The sequence below is a fragment of the Asticcacaulis taihuensis genome (assembly GCF_900100255.1).
GTDB classification, from domain to species: domain Bacteria; phylum Pseudomonadota; class Alphaproteobacteria; order Caulobacterales; family Caulobacteraceae; genus Asticcacaulis; species Asticcacaulis taihuensis.
Genome location: NZ_FMTS01000003.1, coordinates 25,109 through 39,899 on the forward strand (window position 1 = coordinate 25,109; position 14,791 = coordinate 39,899).

At 62.4% G+C, this 14,791-nt stretch carries 15 protein-coding genes; 14 read left to right on the top strand and 1 reads right to left on the bottom strand.

The features are described 5' to 3' along the window. The first annotated feature begins 169 nt into the window (after positions 1–169). The 5 genes from BLO49_RS09195 to BLO49_RS09215 all read left to right on the top strand — a co-directional run bounded on the left by BLO49_RS09195 (position 170) and on the right by BLO49_RS09215 (position 4,642). The gene (locus BLO49_RS09195; protein ID WP_170828277.1) at positions 170–1,522 is read left to right on the top strand and encodes a pilus assembly protein TadG-related protein; all 1,353 of its coding nucleotides are present in this window, start codon (positions 170–172) and stop codon (positions 1,520–1,522) included. Continuing rightward, a complete protein-coding gene (locus BLO49_RS18410) occupies positions 1,519–2,070 on the top strand; it encodes a TadE/TadG family type IV pilus assembly protein (protein WP_170828278.1) in 552 nt (183 codons plus the stop codon). Before BLO49_RS09195 ends, BLO49_RS18410 begins: the two co-directional genes overlap by 4 nt. Position 2,071: 1 nt before the next feature. Continuing rightward, positions 2,072–2,458 (top strand): TadE family protein, encoded by a 387-nt coding sequence (locus tag BLO49_RS09205; RefSeq protein ID WP_090647473.1) that lies wholly within the window; start codon positions 2,072–2,074, stop codon positions 2,456–2,458. A 253-nt stretch (positions 2,459–2,711) separates the two neighbouring features. Next, positions 2,712–3,659, top strand: coding sequence for an ABC transporter ATP-binding protein (locus BLO49_RS09210; protein WP_090647477.1), 948 nt, complete (start codon positions 2,712–2,714; stop codon positions 3,657–3,659). Further along, on the top strand, positions 3,656–4,642 hold the full coding sequence (locus BLO49_RS09215) for an ABC transporter permease (protein ID WP_090647479.1): 987 nt from the start codon (positions 3,656–3,658) through the stop codon (positions 4,640–4,642). Before BLO49_RS09210 ends, BLO49_RS09215 begins: the two co-directional genes overlap by 4 nt. 298 nt (positions 4,643–4,940) lie before the next feature. Here BLO49_RS09215 and BLO49_RS09220 read toward each other — a convergent pair whose 3' ends face one another. Continuing rightward, complete coding sequence (locus BLO49_RS09220; protein ID WP_090647481.1) at positions 4,941–5,309, bottom strand: endonuclease domain-containing protein; 369 nt, start codon at positions 5,307–5,309, stop codon at positions 4,941–4,943. A gap of 777 nt (positions 5,310–6,086) precedes the next feature. Here BLO49_RS09220 and BLO49_RS09225 point away from each other — a divergent pair. The 9 genes from BLO49_RS09225 to BLO49_RS09265 all read left to right on the top strand — a co-directional run bounded on the left by BLO49_RS09225 (position 6,087) and on the right by BLO49_RS09265 (position 14,791). Then, positions 6,087–6,266 (top strand): Flp family type IVb pilin, encoded by a 180-nt coding sequence (locus BLO49_RS09225; protein WP_090647484.1) that lies wholly within the window; start codon positions 6,087–6,089, stop codon positions 6,264–6,266. Positions 6,267–6,386: 120 nt separating this feature from the next. After that, positions 6,387–7,247 carry a Flp pilus assembly protein CpaB gene (gene cpaB / locus BLO49_RS09230; protein ID WP_090647486.1) on the top strand — a complete coding sequence of 287 codons (861 nt, stop codon included), beginning with the start codon at positions 6,387–6,389 and terminating at the stop codon, positions 7,245–7,247. Between the two features lie 114 nt (positions 7,248–7,361). Continuing rightward, entirely contained in the window at positions 7,362–8,798 is a 1,437-nt protein-coding gene (locus BLO49_RS09235) for a type II and III secretion system protein family protein (RefSeq protein WP_170828279.1), read from the top strand. Next, positions 8,785–9,099 carry a hypothetical protein gene (locus tag BLO49_RS09240; protein WP_090647492.1) on the top strand — a complete coding sequence of 105 codons (315 nt, stop codon included), beginning with the start codon at positions 8,785–8,787 and terminating at the stop codon, positions 9,097–9,099. The genes BLO49_RS09235 and BLO49_RS09240 overlap by 14 nt, the downstream gene beginning before the upstream one ends. Before the next feature lie 362 nt (positions 9,100–9,461). After that, complete coding sequence (locus tag BLO49_RS09245) at positions 9,462–10,661, top strand: CpaE/TadZ family protein (protein ID WP_090647494.1); 1,200 nt, start codon at positions 9,462–9,464, stop codon at positions 10,659–10,661. After that, complete coding sequence (locus BLO49_RS09250; protein WP_090647497.1) at positions 10,658–12,010, top strand: TadA family conjugal transfer-associated ATPase; 1,353 nt, start codon at positions 10,658–10,660, stop codon at positions 12,008–12,010. The genes BLO49_RS09245 and BLO49_RS09250 overlap by 4 nt, the downstream gene beginning before the upstream one ends. Before the next feature lie 4 nt (positions 12,011–12,014). Further along, the gene (locus BLO49_RS09255) at positions 12,015–13,013 is read left to right on the top strand and encodes a type II secretion system F family protein (RefSeq protein ID WP_090647500.1); all 999 of its coding nucleotides are present in this window, start codon (positions 12,015–12,017) and stop codon (positions 13,011–13,013) included. Between the two features lie 9 nt (positions 13,014–13,022). Further along, entirely contained in the window at positions 13,023–13,973 is a 951-nt protein-coding gene (locus BLO49_RS09260; RefSeq protein ID WP_090647503.1) for a type II secretion system F family protein, read from the top strand. Beyond that, a complete protein-coding gene (locus BLO49_RS09265) occupies positions 13,973–14,791 on the top strand; it encodes a LytR C-terminal domain-containing protein (protein ID WP_090647505.1) in 819 nt (272 codons plus the stop codon). Before BLO49_RS09260 ends, BLO49_RS09265 begins: the two co-directional genes overlap by 1 nt.

A 14,791-nucleotide genomic window follows, 5' to 3' on the forward strand; every position in this document is an offset into this window, starting at 1 on the left:
GGTTTCATCGCCCGAATTGTGTAAATTCTTTTATTCCAGTGCCATGCAGATTATTGCTGTTGGGTTGTTTTTAACTTAATATTAATCGTCAGCATAAGGTTGGCGCGCTTCTTGCTTCCTTTAGGTTATGGATAAAGAGCGCGACGCAGGGATGAAAGGCGCGAAACGCATGTTTAGTCGCTTGCTTCGTCAATTGATCAGGGTGGCCGCCGATCGTCGCGGCGGTGTCAGTGTTATGCTAGCCCTGATGCTGGTGCCGCTGGTGGCCGTAATGGGATTGGCGACCGAAACCGCCAGTTGGTATTTCTTCCAGCGCGCCGCCCAAAACGCGGCCGACGCGGCGGCTCTGGCAGCGGCAGCGAATAACTGCGCCACGGCCTCGGTCTGCGGCACCGCCACCTATGCCGACGAAGCCAGGGCCGTCAGCAAGCGCTACAATTTCACCCACGGCGCGGATAATACGACGGTTGTGGCGCTCAATAACCAGGCCTGTCCTTCGCCTTCCACGGAAACAAACTGCTACAAGGTGACGGTCACGCGCGACCTGCCAATTTACCTGACACGCGTCGTTGGCTTCGGCGGCACCTCAGGTGTGACGGTCAATGGCGGGCCGGCCCAGCGTATTGTCGCCGTGGCCATGGCCAAGCCCAGGGCGTCGGGTGAGGGCTACTGCATGATGACGCTGAACCACGGTAACGTCACCACATCCTTTACCAGCAATGGCGCGCCGAATGCGGACATGGGCCTGTGCGATTCCTTCGTCACCGGGAATGCCAATTGCAACGGCCACGACCTGAATATCGGTGTGTCGACCACCACGGGCACGAATGATACCTGTGGTAAGTCGGAAGTTGAGCACGCGGCTGCAATTTCCGACCCTTACGCTTACCTGGGCACCAATGCCAATATTCCGCCTCATACCTGCGCTAATTACAATGGCGAAACATGGAACTCGGCGCCCAACCTGACAACCTATACGGCCGCCAATCCGCGCTATGTCTGCGGCAACCTGACCATCGGCAGCAATCTTTCCCTGTCGAGCGTGGCTTCGCCGGGCTCGGTTATCATTATCGAAAAGGGCGGCCTGGTGCTCAGCAAGAACCTCACGGTTCCGGTCGGTTCCGGGCTGACCATTGTCTTTTCGGGCGCTAGCGGCACCGCTCCGGGTTTTGTAACTGGCAATGGCATTCTGGATTATGCCGGACCAACGTCCGGCACATGGTCGGGGGTTGCCATGTATCAGGATCCGCGCCTGACAACGGCGACCAGCGCGACCTACACCGGCAACAAACCTACCTTCAACATCACCGGCCTGATGTATCTGCCCTACATGAACCTGACCATCAAGGGCGCGATCAATCACCAGACGAACGGCAATCAGTGCATATCCATCATCACCGACCAGATGCAGATCAGCGGCACCGGGTCCTTCTTCGCCAATACCACCAGCCAGTGCGCGCAGTCGGGCCTGACCCTGCCGGCGGCGGCCAATTCGGGCGCGAGGCAGGCGCTGGTTCAATGATCCGTTTGCTTGCCAGATTTAGCCGGAATACCCGTGGTGTAGCGGCGACGGAGTTCGTGCTGTGGCTGACGGTGCTGGTCTTGCCGTTGCTGAACGTGGTCGATCTCAGCATGTATATGTACCAACGGATGCAGGTGGAAGCCGCCGCGCAGGCCGCCGTTCAGGCCGCGTGGAATGCCTGCAATACTTCCACCCTTTTGCCGACCAAGAATTGCACGGGTGTCCTGACCACCATGCAGACGGCCGCGCAAGGCACCTCGCTTGGCGCCAATATTGCCTTGACCGCCGCTAATGTGACGGAGGGCTATTATTGTTCAAACGGTTCGGGCGCGCTGGTTCTGGTGGGTACGGCCGGTTCGACCACCACCTTGCCGACCAAACCCAACCCGTTCACGTGCGCGACGTCCGGAGGTGGGAGCAGCAAAGCGCCGGGCGACTATCTGCAGGCGACCACGAGCTATACCTATTCACCGCTCTTCCCTTACGCCTCGATCGTTTCACTGCTGAATACGACAGTGACCAAGACGGCGTGGATGAGGCTAGACTGACATGCGTTTTTTTCATCGTCTTTTCAGCAATCGGCATGGCCAGACGGCGGCGGAGTTCGCGCTGATCCTGCCGTGCCTGGTTATGCTAACCATCGGCACGATTAATCTCTGTGCCATGCTCTACACCTATACCAGCCTGCATTATGCGGTGGAGGACAGCGCCCGTTGCGCATCGGTGCGGCCCGGCACCTGCTCCAACAGTACGACCGTCAACACCTATGCATTGACGCGTTATAGCGGTGTGACCACTGATCAGAATTTTGTCGTTTCTCTCAAGCCCTGCGGCTATGAGGTCATCGGCACCGCGACCTATGCCTTTTCCACGGGACTGGTCAATCTGCCGGTTTCGATGACGGCCAAAGCCTGCCGCGCGCAGGCCGTGAACTAGCGTTTTTACCCTTCCGTCAGCGACACCGGCTCTGCGAGCCTCGCGCTGCCACCTCCCCTTAAAAGGGGAGGATTTTAATTTCTGATCCTCCCCTCTTGGAGGAGTTTGGGGCTAGCGAAAGTACAGCTTTCCCAAGCCATGGGCGAGCAAGCGAAGCCGCCAGGCGCAGCGCGTCGAGACGGAGTGGTAAAAAGCCCACGCCCCAAAAATCACGATTAACACCGGGTAAACCTATCGCGGGCATCATGCCCCCATGCAGAAGGCATCCGATGTTCTCCGTGTCGAAGGACTCGCCAAGCGCTTTGAGAGCGGCGGCGGGATTGACGCCGTGTCCATAAGCGTGGCGCCCGGCAGCATCACCGGTTTTATCGGCATCAATGGCGCGGGCAAGAGCACCACCCTGCGCTGCATCCTGGGGCTGATCACGCCCGATGCCGGCCGCATCTCCCTTTTCGGCGCCACCGCCACCGCGCAGGCCCGCCGCCGCATCGGTTTCCTGCCCGAAGAACGCGGCCTGTTCCCACGTGACCGCGCCCGCGACGCCATCGCCTTCCACGCCCGCCTGAAGGGCCTGAGCCAGCGCTCCGCCTATGCCTCCGCCGACTGCCTGCTGGAACGCATCGGTCTGGGCAGCCGCCTGCGTGACCGCATCGGCGATCTTTCCAAAGGCAATGCCCAGCGCGTGCAGATCCTCTGTGCCCTGGCCCATGCGCCGGACCTGCTGCTGCTTGACGAACCCTTTTCCGGCCTCGATCCGGTGGCGCAAAGCGAGGTGGTGTCGCTGTTCGCCGAATTCCGCGCCGGCGGCGGAGCCATCCTCTTCTCCACCCACGCCATGGCCGCGGCGCAAAACCTCTGCGATCGCGTGGTCATACTGGCCAATGGCCGCACCGTCTTTGAAGGCGAACTGGCCGAGGCCGCCGCCGCCAGCCCGCATGGCGCCGTGGTTGTCACCTCCGATGAGGCGGGTCTGCTCACGGCCGCGCTTGCGGTTGGTGGCGAGGCGCGGCCGATGTCCTCCGCGATCGGCGAGGCTACTCGCTGGCGTGTTCTGCTGCCGCCGAGCGTCACCCATCCGGTGCTAATGCGCGCCCTGGCCGAACATGCCGTGCCGATCATCGCCTTCGAGCCGATCAAGGCCGATCTCGAATCCGCTTTCTGGCAACTGGCCGCGCCGGCAAAGGAAAGACAAGCCGCATGACCCCGCCCGTCTGGCTGATCGCCGAGCGCGAATTCCGAACCTATGCCGCCACGGCCAGTTTCTGGGTGGCGCTGGCCATCGGGCCGCTGATCCTGGCGGGCATGATGCTGATGACCCACGGCGGCGCGGCGCATCCGGCGCCGGCCACGCTCACCCTGTCGACCGAAGCCGATGGCAGCCTGACCGCGCGCTTCAGTGATAATTTTCCGCTCTCCGGCGAAGGCCGCGCCGCCGTTTTGCGCGACATGGCGAAGGAGGTCCGGCTAAACCCGGCTTTGCGTACCGCTGCGCCTGCGAAACCGGCCATCGATCCGCGCGCCGTTTCGCGCTTCGTGCTGGTGCTGATGCTTTGGATGACCCTGACCGGGTCGCTCGGCATGTTGCTCAATGCCGTGGTGCGTGAACGCGCCAACCGCGCGCTGGAAAGCCTGCTGGCCGCCGCTTCGCCGCTCGATATCGTCGGCGGCAAGCTGATCGGCGTCGGCGGGGTGTCCTTGCTGGTGCTGGCAAGCTGGCTCGGCAGCACCTTCCTGATGGGCGGATTGATGCCGGCTTCAGGCGGTCTGATCAGCGGCCTGCTGCGCAGCGCGGCCGATCCGCTTTTGCTGGCCCATGCGGCGCTCGTCTATGTGCTGGGCTTTGCCTTCTATGGCTTCACCACCGTGGCGATCGGCGGGCTGGCGCGTGATAATGCCGATGCGCAAAATCTGGCGCGGCCGATGTTCGCTGTGCTGCTGGCGGTCTTTTTCGCAGCGTTTGCGGCGGCGGGCGGCGGTCAACTGGATTGGCTGGTCTATGTGCCGCCGTTTACGCCCTTCATGCTGCTGATGCATCCGCATTCGCTTTTGGTAGAAATGATCGCGCTGGCCCAACTGGCGGTGGCGACCGCTCTGGCGGCGTGGATGTCGGTCAGCGCCCTGACGCTCAGCGCCCGCCCGGTATGGCTGGCTGTGCTGGCGCCGAAACGCCGGGCGGTGGGTTAGTTTTTACCCCTCCAAGAAGGAAGAACCGGGAATAATAAATGCTCCCCACTTGAGGGGTTTGGCGCCAGCGAAAGTATAGCTTTCGCAAGCCATGGGACCGCGAAGCGGTGGAGGGGTAAGAACTGGCGACAGCGAGCGCGGCTTTACCCCTCCGTCTCGACGCGCTCCGCTTGCTCGCCACCTCCCCTCCAAGAGGGGAGGATCATGAAGCAAAATCCTCCCCTCTTGGAGGGGAGGTGGCAGCGCGAGGCCCTTTAGGGCCGGTGTCGCTGACGGAGGGGTAAAAACCGAGGCTGAATTATCCACCCCTTCGTTCCCTGATCCGCGCCTTGGCCAGGTTCAGCATCCCTTCCACAATATCATCCGGATCATGCAGCACATCAGCAGCCAGAATGCGGACGATCTCCAGACCGCGCGCCTGCATCCAGGCATCTCGCACCTCATCGCGCGCCGGACGGTTTCCCTGGCCATGCGAGGCGCCGTCGATCTCGATAACCAGCGCGGCTTTGGCGCAGTAAAAGTCAGCGAAATAGGGTCCGATGGGATGTTCGCGCCGGAAACGCGGTGTGTCCGCGTGTCGGCCCTTGAGGCGCGACCAGATCATCACGGCGGGCAGGGACATGGTCTGGCGCAAATGGCGCCTGAAGTCGCGGCTGTCGTCGTTCATTGTGTTCCCCCCTGTGATGACAGGGTGTAAGAAATTGACTGGAGAGGCAACGAAAAAATCCTCCCCTCTTGGAGGGGAGGGGGACCAGAAGTGGTGGAGGGGTAAGAACCGGTATTTGGAGCATGTGGTTTTTACCCCTCCGTCAGCGACACCAGCCCTTCGGGCTTCGCGCTGACACCTCCCCTCCAAGAGGGGAGGATCAAGAGCCCAAAATCCTCTCCTCTTGGAGGGGAGGGGGACCACGAAGTGGTGGAGGGGTAAGAAGCCGGCGTTTGGAGCATGTGGCTCTACCCCTCCGTCAGTGACACCGGCTCTACGAGCCTCGCACTGACACCTCCCCTTGAAAAGGGGAGGATTCGTAACCTGGTATTATTTAACCATACCCCTCAGGTTGTAAATTCGCGCATAACGCGGTTCGACCATCCGAAATGCGAACGCATCTCAGTTTTGGGCGGACAGTGTGTCTTTTTGCAAAACTTTGCAGTCGTTTCCACAAACGCTTTAATTTCTTAATATTATAAAATGTTAAAGAAATGATTGTGGTTAATTTTAGCGCGTTCGGAGAGTAGTTCTCAATAAAAACGCACCAAACGGGAAATACTTACTTAAAGTAGACTAAAATGACCGTTAACCATCTATTTACGTTTACAAATGTTTAACTTTGTGGATAACTTTGTTCTCAGGTGCGGGGCTGGGGACCTTCCCGACAACACACCTTGAAACAGCGCTTTTGCTCCAACCGGGGTGGGCGCCCCAGTCAAAATGAAGGGAACTGTCATGTCCAAGTTTGTAACATCTTTTCTGAAAGACGAATCCGGCGCCTCGGCGGCCGAATATGTGCTGATCCTGGCCCTCGTCGGCCTGGCCATCGTTCTCGGCGCGACCGCGCTGGGCGGCGCTCTTAATAAGGCGATGGACGACACGGCAACCAAAATTGGTGATGCTGTACCAGCCTAACTTTAAACTGCGCCACTTGATCTCAGTATCAGGTGGCGCATTACTTGCATAACCCAGTTATCGATACAGTAAAAAGCCACCGCGACACCCATAAGTCCGCGGTAACGGGGATGTTTTGCCATGAATATGCGTACCGTCGCCACCTTCGCCATCGCCATCCTGCTCGGCCTCATCGCCGTTATTGTCGTGCGCGGGCTTTTGCTGACCAAGAAACCTTCCGGCGGAGAGGCCCTGGCCGCCGCCAATACCACCCAGGTGGTGGTCGCCGCTGTGCCGCTGGCGCGCGGGGCCGAACTGAAGCCGGCCATGCTGAAAATCGTCAGCTATCCGAAGGATGGCGTGCCCGCCAATGCCTTTGCCTCTGTTGAACAAATCGCGCCGCAAAATGGCCAGCCGCGCATCGTCATCCGCGATATCGCCGCCAATGAACCCGTGCTGCCATCCAAGATCAGCGGCGCCGGCGGCAAGACCAATCTTTCCGGCGAACTGACGCCGGGTATGCGCGCCATCAGCGTGAAATCGAGCGATGTCGCCGGCGTCGGCGGGTTCGTCCTGCCGGGCGACCGGGTCGATATCCTGATCACGCGCTCCATCGGCAGCAATAATGACACCAGCAGCATTACGCAGGTTCTGGCCGAAAACGCCCTTGTGTTGGGCGTCGATCAGACCAGCGACCAGGAAACCGACAAGCCGGTCGTCGCCAAGGCGGTGACGGTCGAGGTGTCGCCCGATCAGGCGCAGGCCATTTCGCTGGCCCAGAGCGTGGGCGAGGTGACCCTGGCCCTGCGCTCGATCTCGGATGATGCCGCCCTGACCCGCAAGGTGACAACGATCGCCGATCTCAGCGGCCCGCGTCCGGCGGCCGTGGGCCGTCCGCGCCCCGTGCATGTGGTGCGCAAGGCGGCGGGACCGAGCAACAGCACGGAAGTGCGGGTGACAAGAGGTGTGGATACGGCCGGTTATACGGTGGGGACGAATTGAGTTTTCGGGGGCGGAGTGTGGAGGGGTAATACCGGCGGTGGCCATCTATCCCCTCCAGCGCCAGGGATATGAAAAAAGTAAAGCATACCGGAGTGGCCTTAAGGGAATATGGTGATGAAGAAGACATCTATAAGATCGGCGCTACCGGCAGCCCTGCTGCTGTGCTCGGCCCTGACCGCGCCGCTAATGGCGACATCCGTCCGCGCCGAAGAGACCGCGCCCGGCACCGCCTCGGCCTTTGCCAGCGAAATCGTGGTGGCGGCCGGCAAGTCGCAGGTGGTGGCGCTGCCCGCGCCCTATACCGATGTCATGGTCGCCGATCCGAAGGTGGCCGATGTGCTGCCGCTCAGCAACCGCTCCATCTATGTCGTCGGCAAGACGATGGGCTCAACGGCGATCACCGTCTACGGACCGGGCAAGAAGCTGATCTCGGCGGCCAATGTGGTGGTCGGGGCCGATATTGAGAGCCTGAAGACGCGCCTGCACGACGTGCTGCCCAATGAGCAGGATATCGCCGTGCGCGCCGCCAACCAGTCGATTGTCCTGTCGGGCACGGTCAGTTCGCCGGTGGCGCTGGGCCAGGTGCTTTCGCTGGCCGAATCCTACGCGCCGCAGAAGGTGGTCAATATGCTGGGCGTCCAGGGCACGCAGCAGGTCATGCTGTCGGTGCGCTTTGTTGAGATGCAGCGCTCGACCGCTAAGGATTTGCAGCTCAACCTGCGCACGGTTTCGACCGGCGGCGATCCGGCCTTTGGCATCAATACCGGCGATACGATCAACGGCAATACCAACGTCCTGAGCAACCTGTTCGGCGAGGCCACAGCGCGTCTCAGTCGCGGCGCCGACGGACTGGAACTGTTGTTCGATGCGCTGGAAACCAAGGGCCTTGTCAAGACCCTGGCCGAGCCGACCCTGGTGGCCATGTCGGGCGATACGGCCAGTTTCCTGGCGGGCGGCGAATTCCCGATTCCGGTGTCGCAATCCAACAGCGGCGGCACGACGCCGACCATCACCATAGAATACAAGCAGTTCGGCGTGGCGCTGGGCTTTACCCCGACCATCCTCAAGGACGGACTGGTCAATCTGGAGGTCAATCCGGAGGTTTCGGCCATCGACCCGACCGTCTCGGTCAGCCTGGGCGATATCAAGGTGCCGGGCATCAAGGTGCGCCGCGCCCATACCACGGTGGAACTGCGCGACGGTGAATCCTTCACCATCGCCGGCCTGCTCAAGGAAGATTATCAGAGCCAGATCCGCCAGTTTCCGTTTGTCGGCGACATACCGGTTCTGGGAGCGTTGTTCCGCTCCAATGGCTATCAGCGCAATGAATCCGAACTGGTGATCGTGGTCACGCCGCATCTGGTTTCACCGCGCCGCGGGCCGGTAGCCGAACCGGGGCAGGGCTTCGTGCCGCCGTCTGACCTGGAACTGTTCATGCTCGGCAAGTTGCAGGGCCAGAAGGACGGTGCCTCCGCCACCGATCAAGCGCTGATCGCCGCTGACCCGACCAAGGGCGGCATAGACGGAAAGCACGGCCATGTCCTCTATTAATCTCAGCAAGGAGCGCGTCATGTTCTCTCTGAAACTCCTGCCGGCTCTGGGGCTTTTGGCGGCTCTGGCGGGGTGCGCCACCGCGCCCGAACATCTCAGTGCCGATTACGGCCAGGCGCTGAAACAGGATATCGCCGCCCAGATCGCCGATCCGGACGCGGTCTATGCCGGCGATCCGGCGCCGGGCAGTGACGGCAGCCGTGTCGGTCTGGCGCAGGAACGCTACAAGACCGGCAAGGTGATCGCGCCGGTGGCGGTGGCCTCCAAGATCGGGGCTTCAGGGGCGGCGCAGGCGCAGTAGGGGGCAGGCATTTACCCCTCCGTCAGCGACACTGGCCCTGAAGGGCCTCGCGCTGACACCTCCCCTTAAAAAGGGGAGGATTAGGGAATAAAATCCTCCCCTCTTGGAGGGGTTTGGCGCCAGCGAAAGTACAGCTTTCGCAAGCCATGGGCGAGCAAGCGCAGCGCGTCGAGACGGAGGGGTAATAACCGGTGGCGGGATGCGTGACCCTTACCCCTCCGTCACGGACTTCGCCGCGACACCTCCCCTGCAACAGGGGAGGATCAAGTAAACTCTACCGGCTCTGGCCTTCGGGTTGCAGCCGAAAAACACAGTTCTTCTTCGTGTCCCGTAACGGTACGCAAAACAGGTTTCACTATCAGATGGTCGATCTTCCCAGAGCCTTTCGTGTCCTTGGTCTTAAGGCCGCCAGCAGCGAGCGGCCCCAGGAGGCGCGCCGCGTTGGGGTGATCCAGGATGCGATCGGCGGGACGGAGCGGCTTGAGTCCCTGGGCGCTCTGTTTCCGCAGGTGCTGTTTGAAACGCTCGGCCGGACCTGGCCGGAGCGTCCGGATGGCGGGCTGGATATTCTGATTGTCGGGGTTGATGCGGCGGACCCGAAAGATGTCGAGGCCGCCATCCGCCGGCTCGGCGCCGCACAGGGGGCGAGGACCGTCATCGTCCTGCGCGGCGCCGATGTCGCCACCACGCGCGCCCTGATGCGGGCCGGCGCCGCCGATGTGTTGCCGACGCCGGTGAGCGAACCGGCCCTGGCGTTGTGCCTCGAACGGCTTCTGGAAGCGGAACCGGCCGCCGGCAGCGGTGGCCGCCGCAGCGGACAGGTGGTGGCCCTGTTGAAGGCCGGTGGCGGCGTCGGGGCCACGGCGTTGGGCGTGCAGATGGCCATCATGCTGGCCGGTAAAGGAAAAGGCGAGGTCTGTTTCGCCGATCTTGACTTGCAATTTGGCGCCGCCGGCGTCCATTTCGATCTCAATGACGCCGTGACAGTGTCGGATTGCCTGGGCACCGGGGCCGAAACGCCGTTCGCCACGGCTCTGGCCAGGCATCGGTCCGGTGCGCGTCTGCTGGCCGCGCCGCGCGAAATCCTGCCGCTGGAGGCGCTCAACCCCGATATGGTGGACGGCCTGCTGAGCGGCCTGCGCCGTGATTTCGCGCTGACCCTTGTGGATCTGCCCGCCGTCTGGACGGCCTGGTCGAACCAGGTGCTGCAACAGGCGGATCATATCGTGCTGGTGACCCATCTGTCGGTGGCGCACATCCATCTGGTCAAGCGCCAACTGCGCTTTATCGCCTCGCAGCGGCTGGAGGAGCGTCCGCTGACGCTCGTTTGCAACGCGGCCTCGCCGGAGCAACTGGCCTCGGTGCCGCTGAAGGTGGCTGAAAAGGGGCTGGGACGCGCGTTTGATGTCGTCATCCCCGAAGACCGCAAGACCATGATCGCGGCGCTGAACGAGGGAGTGGAACTGTCCGCCATCCGTCGCGGCACGCCACTGGAAAAGGCAATTACTGAACTGGCCGGCAAGGTGGGGGCACCGGCCCTGGCAGCAGGGAGTGCGAGATGAGTGATATGTTGTGGAAATCGGCGCCAGGCCAGCCGCCCCTGCCGGCGGCGGCTTTCGCGCCCGTGGCGGCGCCGATAGAGGGCGCCACGGCGCTCAAGGTGCGTATCCACCAGCGGCTGATCGAACTGCTGAACTTAAGCCTGCTTGACAAGACGCCGCGCGAGAGCCTGCGTCTCGATATTCGCGGCGCGGTCAGTGCGCTGCTCACCGAGGAAAAGCGCATCCTCAGCCTGGCACAGACCGACCAGTTGATCGAGGATGTGCTCGATGAACTGCTGGGTCTCGGGCCGCTGGAGCCGCTGCTGAAGGACGAGACGGTCAGCGATATCCTGATCAATACGCACGAAACCGTATATGTCGAGCGCCGGGGCATTCTGGAACGTACCGATGTGCAGTTCCAGGATACGCGCCATCTGGTGCGTATCATCAACAAGATCGTGGCGGCGGTTGGCCGGCGGGTTGATGAGTCCCAGCCGATGGTCGATGCCCGCCTGGCCGATGGCAGCCGGGTCAATGCCATCATCCCGCCACTGGCGGTGGATGGGCCGCTGGTGTCGATCCGCAAGTTTGCCAAGACGCCGATCCATATGAACCGCCTGATCGAACTGGGCAGCGTGACGTCCGAAATGGCGCATATTCTGGAAGGGATTGTGAAGTCACGCCGCAACGTGCTGATTTCCGGTGGCACCGGCTCCGGCAAGACCACCCTGCTGAATGCCCTGTCGGCCTTTATCGATCACCACGAGCGCGTCGTCACCATCGAGGATTCGGCCGAGCTCCAGCTCCAGCAGCCCCATGTCGGGCGGCTGGAAACGCGACCGGCCAATATCGAAGGCCGGGGCGAGGTCACCCAGCGCGATCTGGTGCGCAACGCCCTGCGGATGCGGCCCGACCGTATCATTGTCGGCGAAGTGCGTGCCGGCGAGGCGTTCGATATGCTCCAGGCGATGAATACCGGCCATGACGGCTCTATGACGACGGTCCACGCCAATACGCCGCGCGATGCCCTGTCGCGGATTGAACAGATGATCGGCATGGCGGGGCTGGAAATTTCCCCGCGTTCGGTTCGTCAGCAGATCGCCGCCGCTATACATGTGGTGGTGCAGGCCGAGCGCATGGATGACGGCCGCCGGCGCATCGTCTCGATCGTCGAGATTACCGGCATGGAAGAGGATGTGATCTCGACGCAGGAAATCTTCCGTTTCAACCGCCGTGGCAGAGGGGCGGACGGCGGAATCGCTGGCCAGTTCGAGACAACCGGGGTGCGGCCGCGCTGCCTCGATGTCATGGCGGCACGCGGTCTGGCCCTGCCGCAGATGATCTTCACCAGCGGCCGTCAGTCGGTGTAAGGCCATGCCCCATAACAGTTTCCTGCCCCTGATCTATGTCCTGGCCTTCGTCGCGGTGGTGATCGCGGTGCAGGTCGTTGCCAGTCTGGTCTTCAAGGCCAGCGACAAGGCGCGGCATGTCAATCGCCGCCTGACCATGATCGATGCCGGGGTCAGCCCGGAAGAAATCTATTCCACCCTGGTGCGTAAGAGCCTGGCGCCAAAAACGGGGAATGCGCGCTTCATTCAGTGGCATGACGCGGCCGATGCCTATTTACGCCAGGGCGGCCTGTCGATCGAGCCTATGCAGCTTCTGGCGATCACCGGCGGCATTGCCGGGGCGCTCTGGCTGGTGGGGCTGAGCCTGGCCAGTTCGGCGGGCGGCATGGGCTTTCTGGTCAATGGCGCCATCTCGATGGTTGGGGCCTGCCTGCTGGCCGTCTCCGGTGTCTGGATGTGGGTGCGGCACCAAAGGATACAGCGTATCAAGAAGGTGGAGGACCAGTTGCCGCTGGCGCTCGATATCGTCAACCGGGCGGTGCGGGCCGGGCACCCGGTGATTTCCGCCGTGCAACTGGCGGCGCAGGAAATGGCCGATCCGGTTGGCACGGAATTCGGTCTGATCGTCGATGAAACCACCTATGGCGTCGAATTCAAGGAGGCCCTGACCAATTTCGCCCGGCGGACCGGCTCGGACGATGCGCACTTCTTCGCGGTCAGCGTCAGCATCCAGTCGGAGACGGGGGGCAACCTGGTCGAGATCCTGCAAGGGCTCGCCAATGTCATGCGCGGCCGCCAGACCCTGGGCAAGCGCGTCAAGGCCCTGGCCAGCGAAGGCCGGGCCTCGGCGGTGGTGCTCAGCGTGCTGCCGGTGCTGATGATCGGCTTCATGCTGATGATCCACCCGACGGTCTATTCCGACAAGTTTTCCGACCCGATCTTCTGGCCGGTGGTGATCATTACCGGGCTGGTCTACATGGCCGGCTGGATGATGGTCCGCCGTATCGTCAACTTCAAGTATTGAGGTGGTCTCATGTTGCCGGTTTTCGACCTGATTGTGCAGATTGTCACCTTCCTCAGCGTCTTTGCGGGCGTTCTCTATGCCCGGCGGGCCTTTGAGTCCTACCTGTCGATCAATCGTCGCATGGGTGCGGACGACACCCTCTCCGCCGCCGCGGCGCCGGGGACGCTTATCCGCAGCCAGACCATCCGCAACCGCTTCCTGCTGTGGGTGCAGTCGGCGACCTCGCTCAATGACCCCAAGGACGCCGGCAAACTGCGCGCCGACCTGTCGCAGGCCGGGTTCGAGCAACCGACGGCGCCGGTCTGGTATGTGATCTGCCGTTTTTCTCTGGCGATCGGCCTGCCTCTGCTGATGATCGGGTTCTTTGTCCTCCAGGGCAAGCCGCTCTCGGGCCTGGGGGCGATCGTCTTCCCGCTGGTTTTGTGCGGCATCGGCCTGATCGTGCCGCGCGCCTTTATCGACAACCGCGCCAATGCGCGCCGGACCGATCTCGAAAACGAATTCCCGGACTCGCTCGACCTGATGGTGGTCTGTGTCGAGGCCGGGCTGGGGCTGGAGGCCGCCTTCGTGCGCGTGGCGCAGGAGGTGACGGAATCGCATCCGCGCATTGCCGAGGAATTCGGCCGCCTGTCGAATGAACTGAATGCCGGCCGCAGCCGCGCCGACGCCCTGCGCGCCCTGGCCGACCGGGTGCATGTCGACAGCATCAAGTCGTTCGTGGCCCTGTTGATCCAGTCGGATGCACTGGGCGTCAGCATCGCTCAAAGCCTGCGCACCTATTCGGCTGAAATGCGTGAAACGCGCTACATGAAGGCCGAGGAAAAGGCCATGCGCATCCCGGTGCTTCTGACCATGCCGATCGTCGGCTGCTTCATGCCGGTGATCGTCGTGGCCCTGCTGCTGCCGCCGATCATCGATGCCATCCGCATCCTGGGGCCGGCACTGAATGGAGTGAAATGATGGGCAAGTTCAATAAGGCGATCCCGCTTGTTCTATGCCTGAGCATGGTTATGCTCGCCGGGTGCAGTTGGTTCCCGCATGAACACAGATGGGCCAGTATTCGTCCGGTGACGGCTGGAGCGGAAACGGCCATCGATATCGAGGAACAATACTATGCCGGCGCCGTGGCGGCGATCGATGACCGCGATTACGCCAAGGCGCTGGATATGCTTCAGGCCGCCCGAGCTGTGAAAGCACAGGATGTGCGTGTGCTCAATGCCTTTGGTGTTGTCTATGACAAGCTGGGCCGGTTCGACCTCAGCGCCCGGTATTATGCCCAGGCCGAGGCGGTCGATCCATCATCCGCCATTGTTCGCAGCAATCTGGCCTATTCGCAGAGCCTACGCGGCCTGGCCGCCGATCCGCAGACGGACCTGCCGCAACTGGCTGTGGTTTCGCAGGCCGTTGCCGTATCGTCGCAACCGGTTGTGCTGCAACTGGCGGCGACCGATACCGCGCCGGTGCGGCTGGGCCTGATTGGCCGCCCGCTGGATATCGCCGACGCCACCGGGCAGCGTGACAATGCCGAGGTGGTGCGCGTCGCGCTGATCCGCCGCGGCTGGTCCGTGGCACCGGTAGCGGGGCGACCACTGCCGCGCGCCGAACAGACCGTTATCGCCTATCCGGCGCGCAATGTCGTGGCGGCCCGCGCCTTGGCCCGGACCCTGCCGGGCAGCGTCCGCCTGATCGAATGTGCCGGCACTTGTTCCGGCATCCGCCTGACACTGGGCGCCGATGCCGCAGGCTGGTCGCAATGGGCCGGTGTGCGGAGGGGGTAG

Excerpts from the sequence above, each read along its gene's own strand:
- BLO49_RS09195 (WP_170828277.1), top strand. The coding sequence starts at position 170 with ATGTTTAGTCGCTTGCTTCGTCAATTGATCAGGGTGGCCGCCGATCGT.
- BLO49_RS18410 (WP_170828278.1), top strand. The coding sequence starts at position 1,519 with ATGATCCGTTTGCTTGCCAGATTTAGCCGGAATACCCGTGGTGTAGCG.
- BLO49_RS09205 (WP_090647473.1), top strand. The coding sequence starts at position 2,072 with ATGCGTTTTTTTCATCGTCTTTTCAGCAATCGGCATGGCCAGACGGCG.
- BLO49_RS09210 (WP_090647477.1), top strand. The coding sequence starts at position 2,712 with ATGCAGAAGGCATCCGATGTTCTCCGTGTCGAAGGACTCGCCAAGCGC.
- BLO49_RS09215 (WP_090647479.1), top strand. The coding sequence starts at position 3,656 with ATGACCCCGCCCGTCTGGCTGATCGCCGAGCGCGAATTCCGAACCTAT.
- BLO49_RS09220 (WP_090647481.1), bottom strand. The coding sequence starts at position 5,309 with ATGAACGACGACAGCCGCGACTTCAGGCGCCATTTGCGCCAGACCATG.
- BLO49_RS09225 (WP_090647484.1), top strand. The coding sequence starts at position 6,087 with ATGTCCAAGTTTGTAACATCTTTTCTGAAAGACGAATCCGGCGCCTCG.
- cpaB (WP_090647486.1), top strand. The coding sequence starts at position 6,387 with ATGAATATGCGTACCGTCGCCACCTTCGCCATCGCCATCCTGCTCGGC.
- BLO49_RS09235 (WP_170828279.1), top strand. The coding sequence starts at position 7,362 with ATGAAGAAGACATCTATAAGATCGGCGCTACCGGCAGCCCTGCTGCTG.
- BLO49_RS09240 (WP_090647492.1), top strand. The coding sequence starts at position 8,785 with ATGTCCTCTATTAATCTCAGCAAGGAGCGCGTCATGTTCTCTCTGAAA.
- BLO49_RS09245 (WP_090647494.1), top strand. The coding sequence starts at position 9,462 with ATGGTCGATCTTCCCAGAGCCTTTCGTGTCCTTGGTCTTAAGGCCGCC.
- BLO49_RS09250 (WP_090647497.1), top strand. The coding sequence starts at position 10,658 with ATGAGTGATATGTTGTGGAAATCGGCGCCAGGCCAGCCGCCCCTGCCG.
- BLO49_RS09255 (WP_090647500.1), top strand. The coding sequence starts at position 12,015 with ATGCCCCATAACAGTTTCCTGCCCCTGATCTATGTCCTGGCCTTCGTC.
- BLO49_RS09260 (WP_090647503.1), top strand. The coding sequence starts at position 13,023 with ATGTTGCCGGTTTTCGACCTGATTGTGCAGATTGTCACCTTCCTCAGC.
- BLO49_RS09265 (WP_090647505.1), top strand. The coding sequence starts at position 13,973 with ATGGGCAAGTTCAATAAGGCGATCCCGCTTGTTCTATGCCTGAGCATG.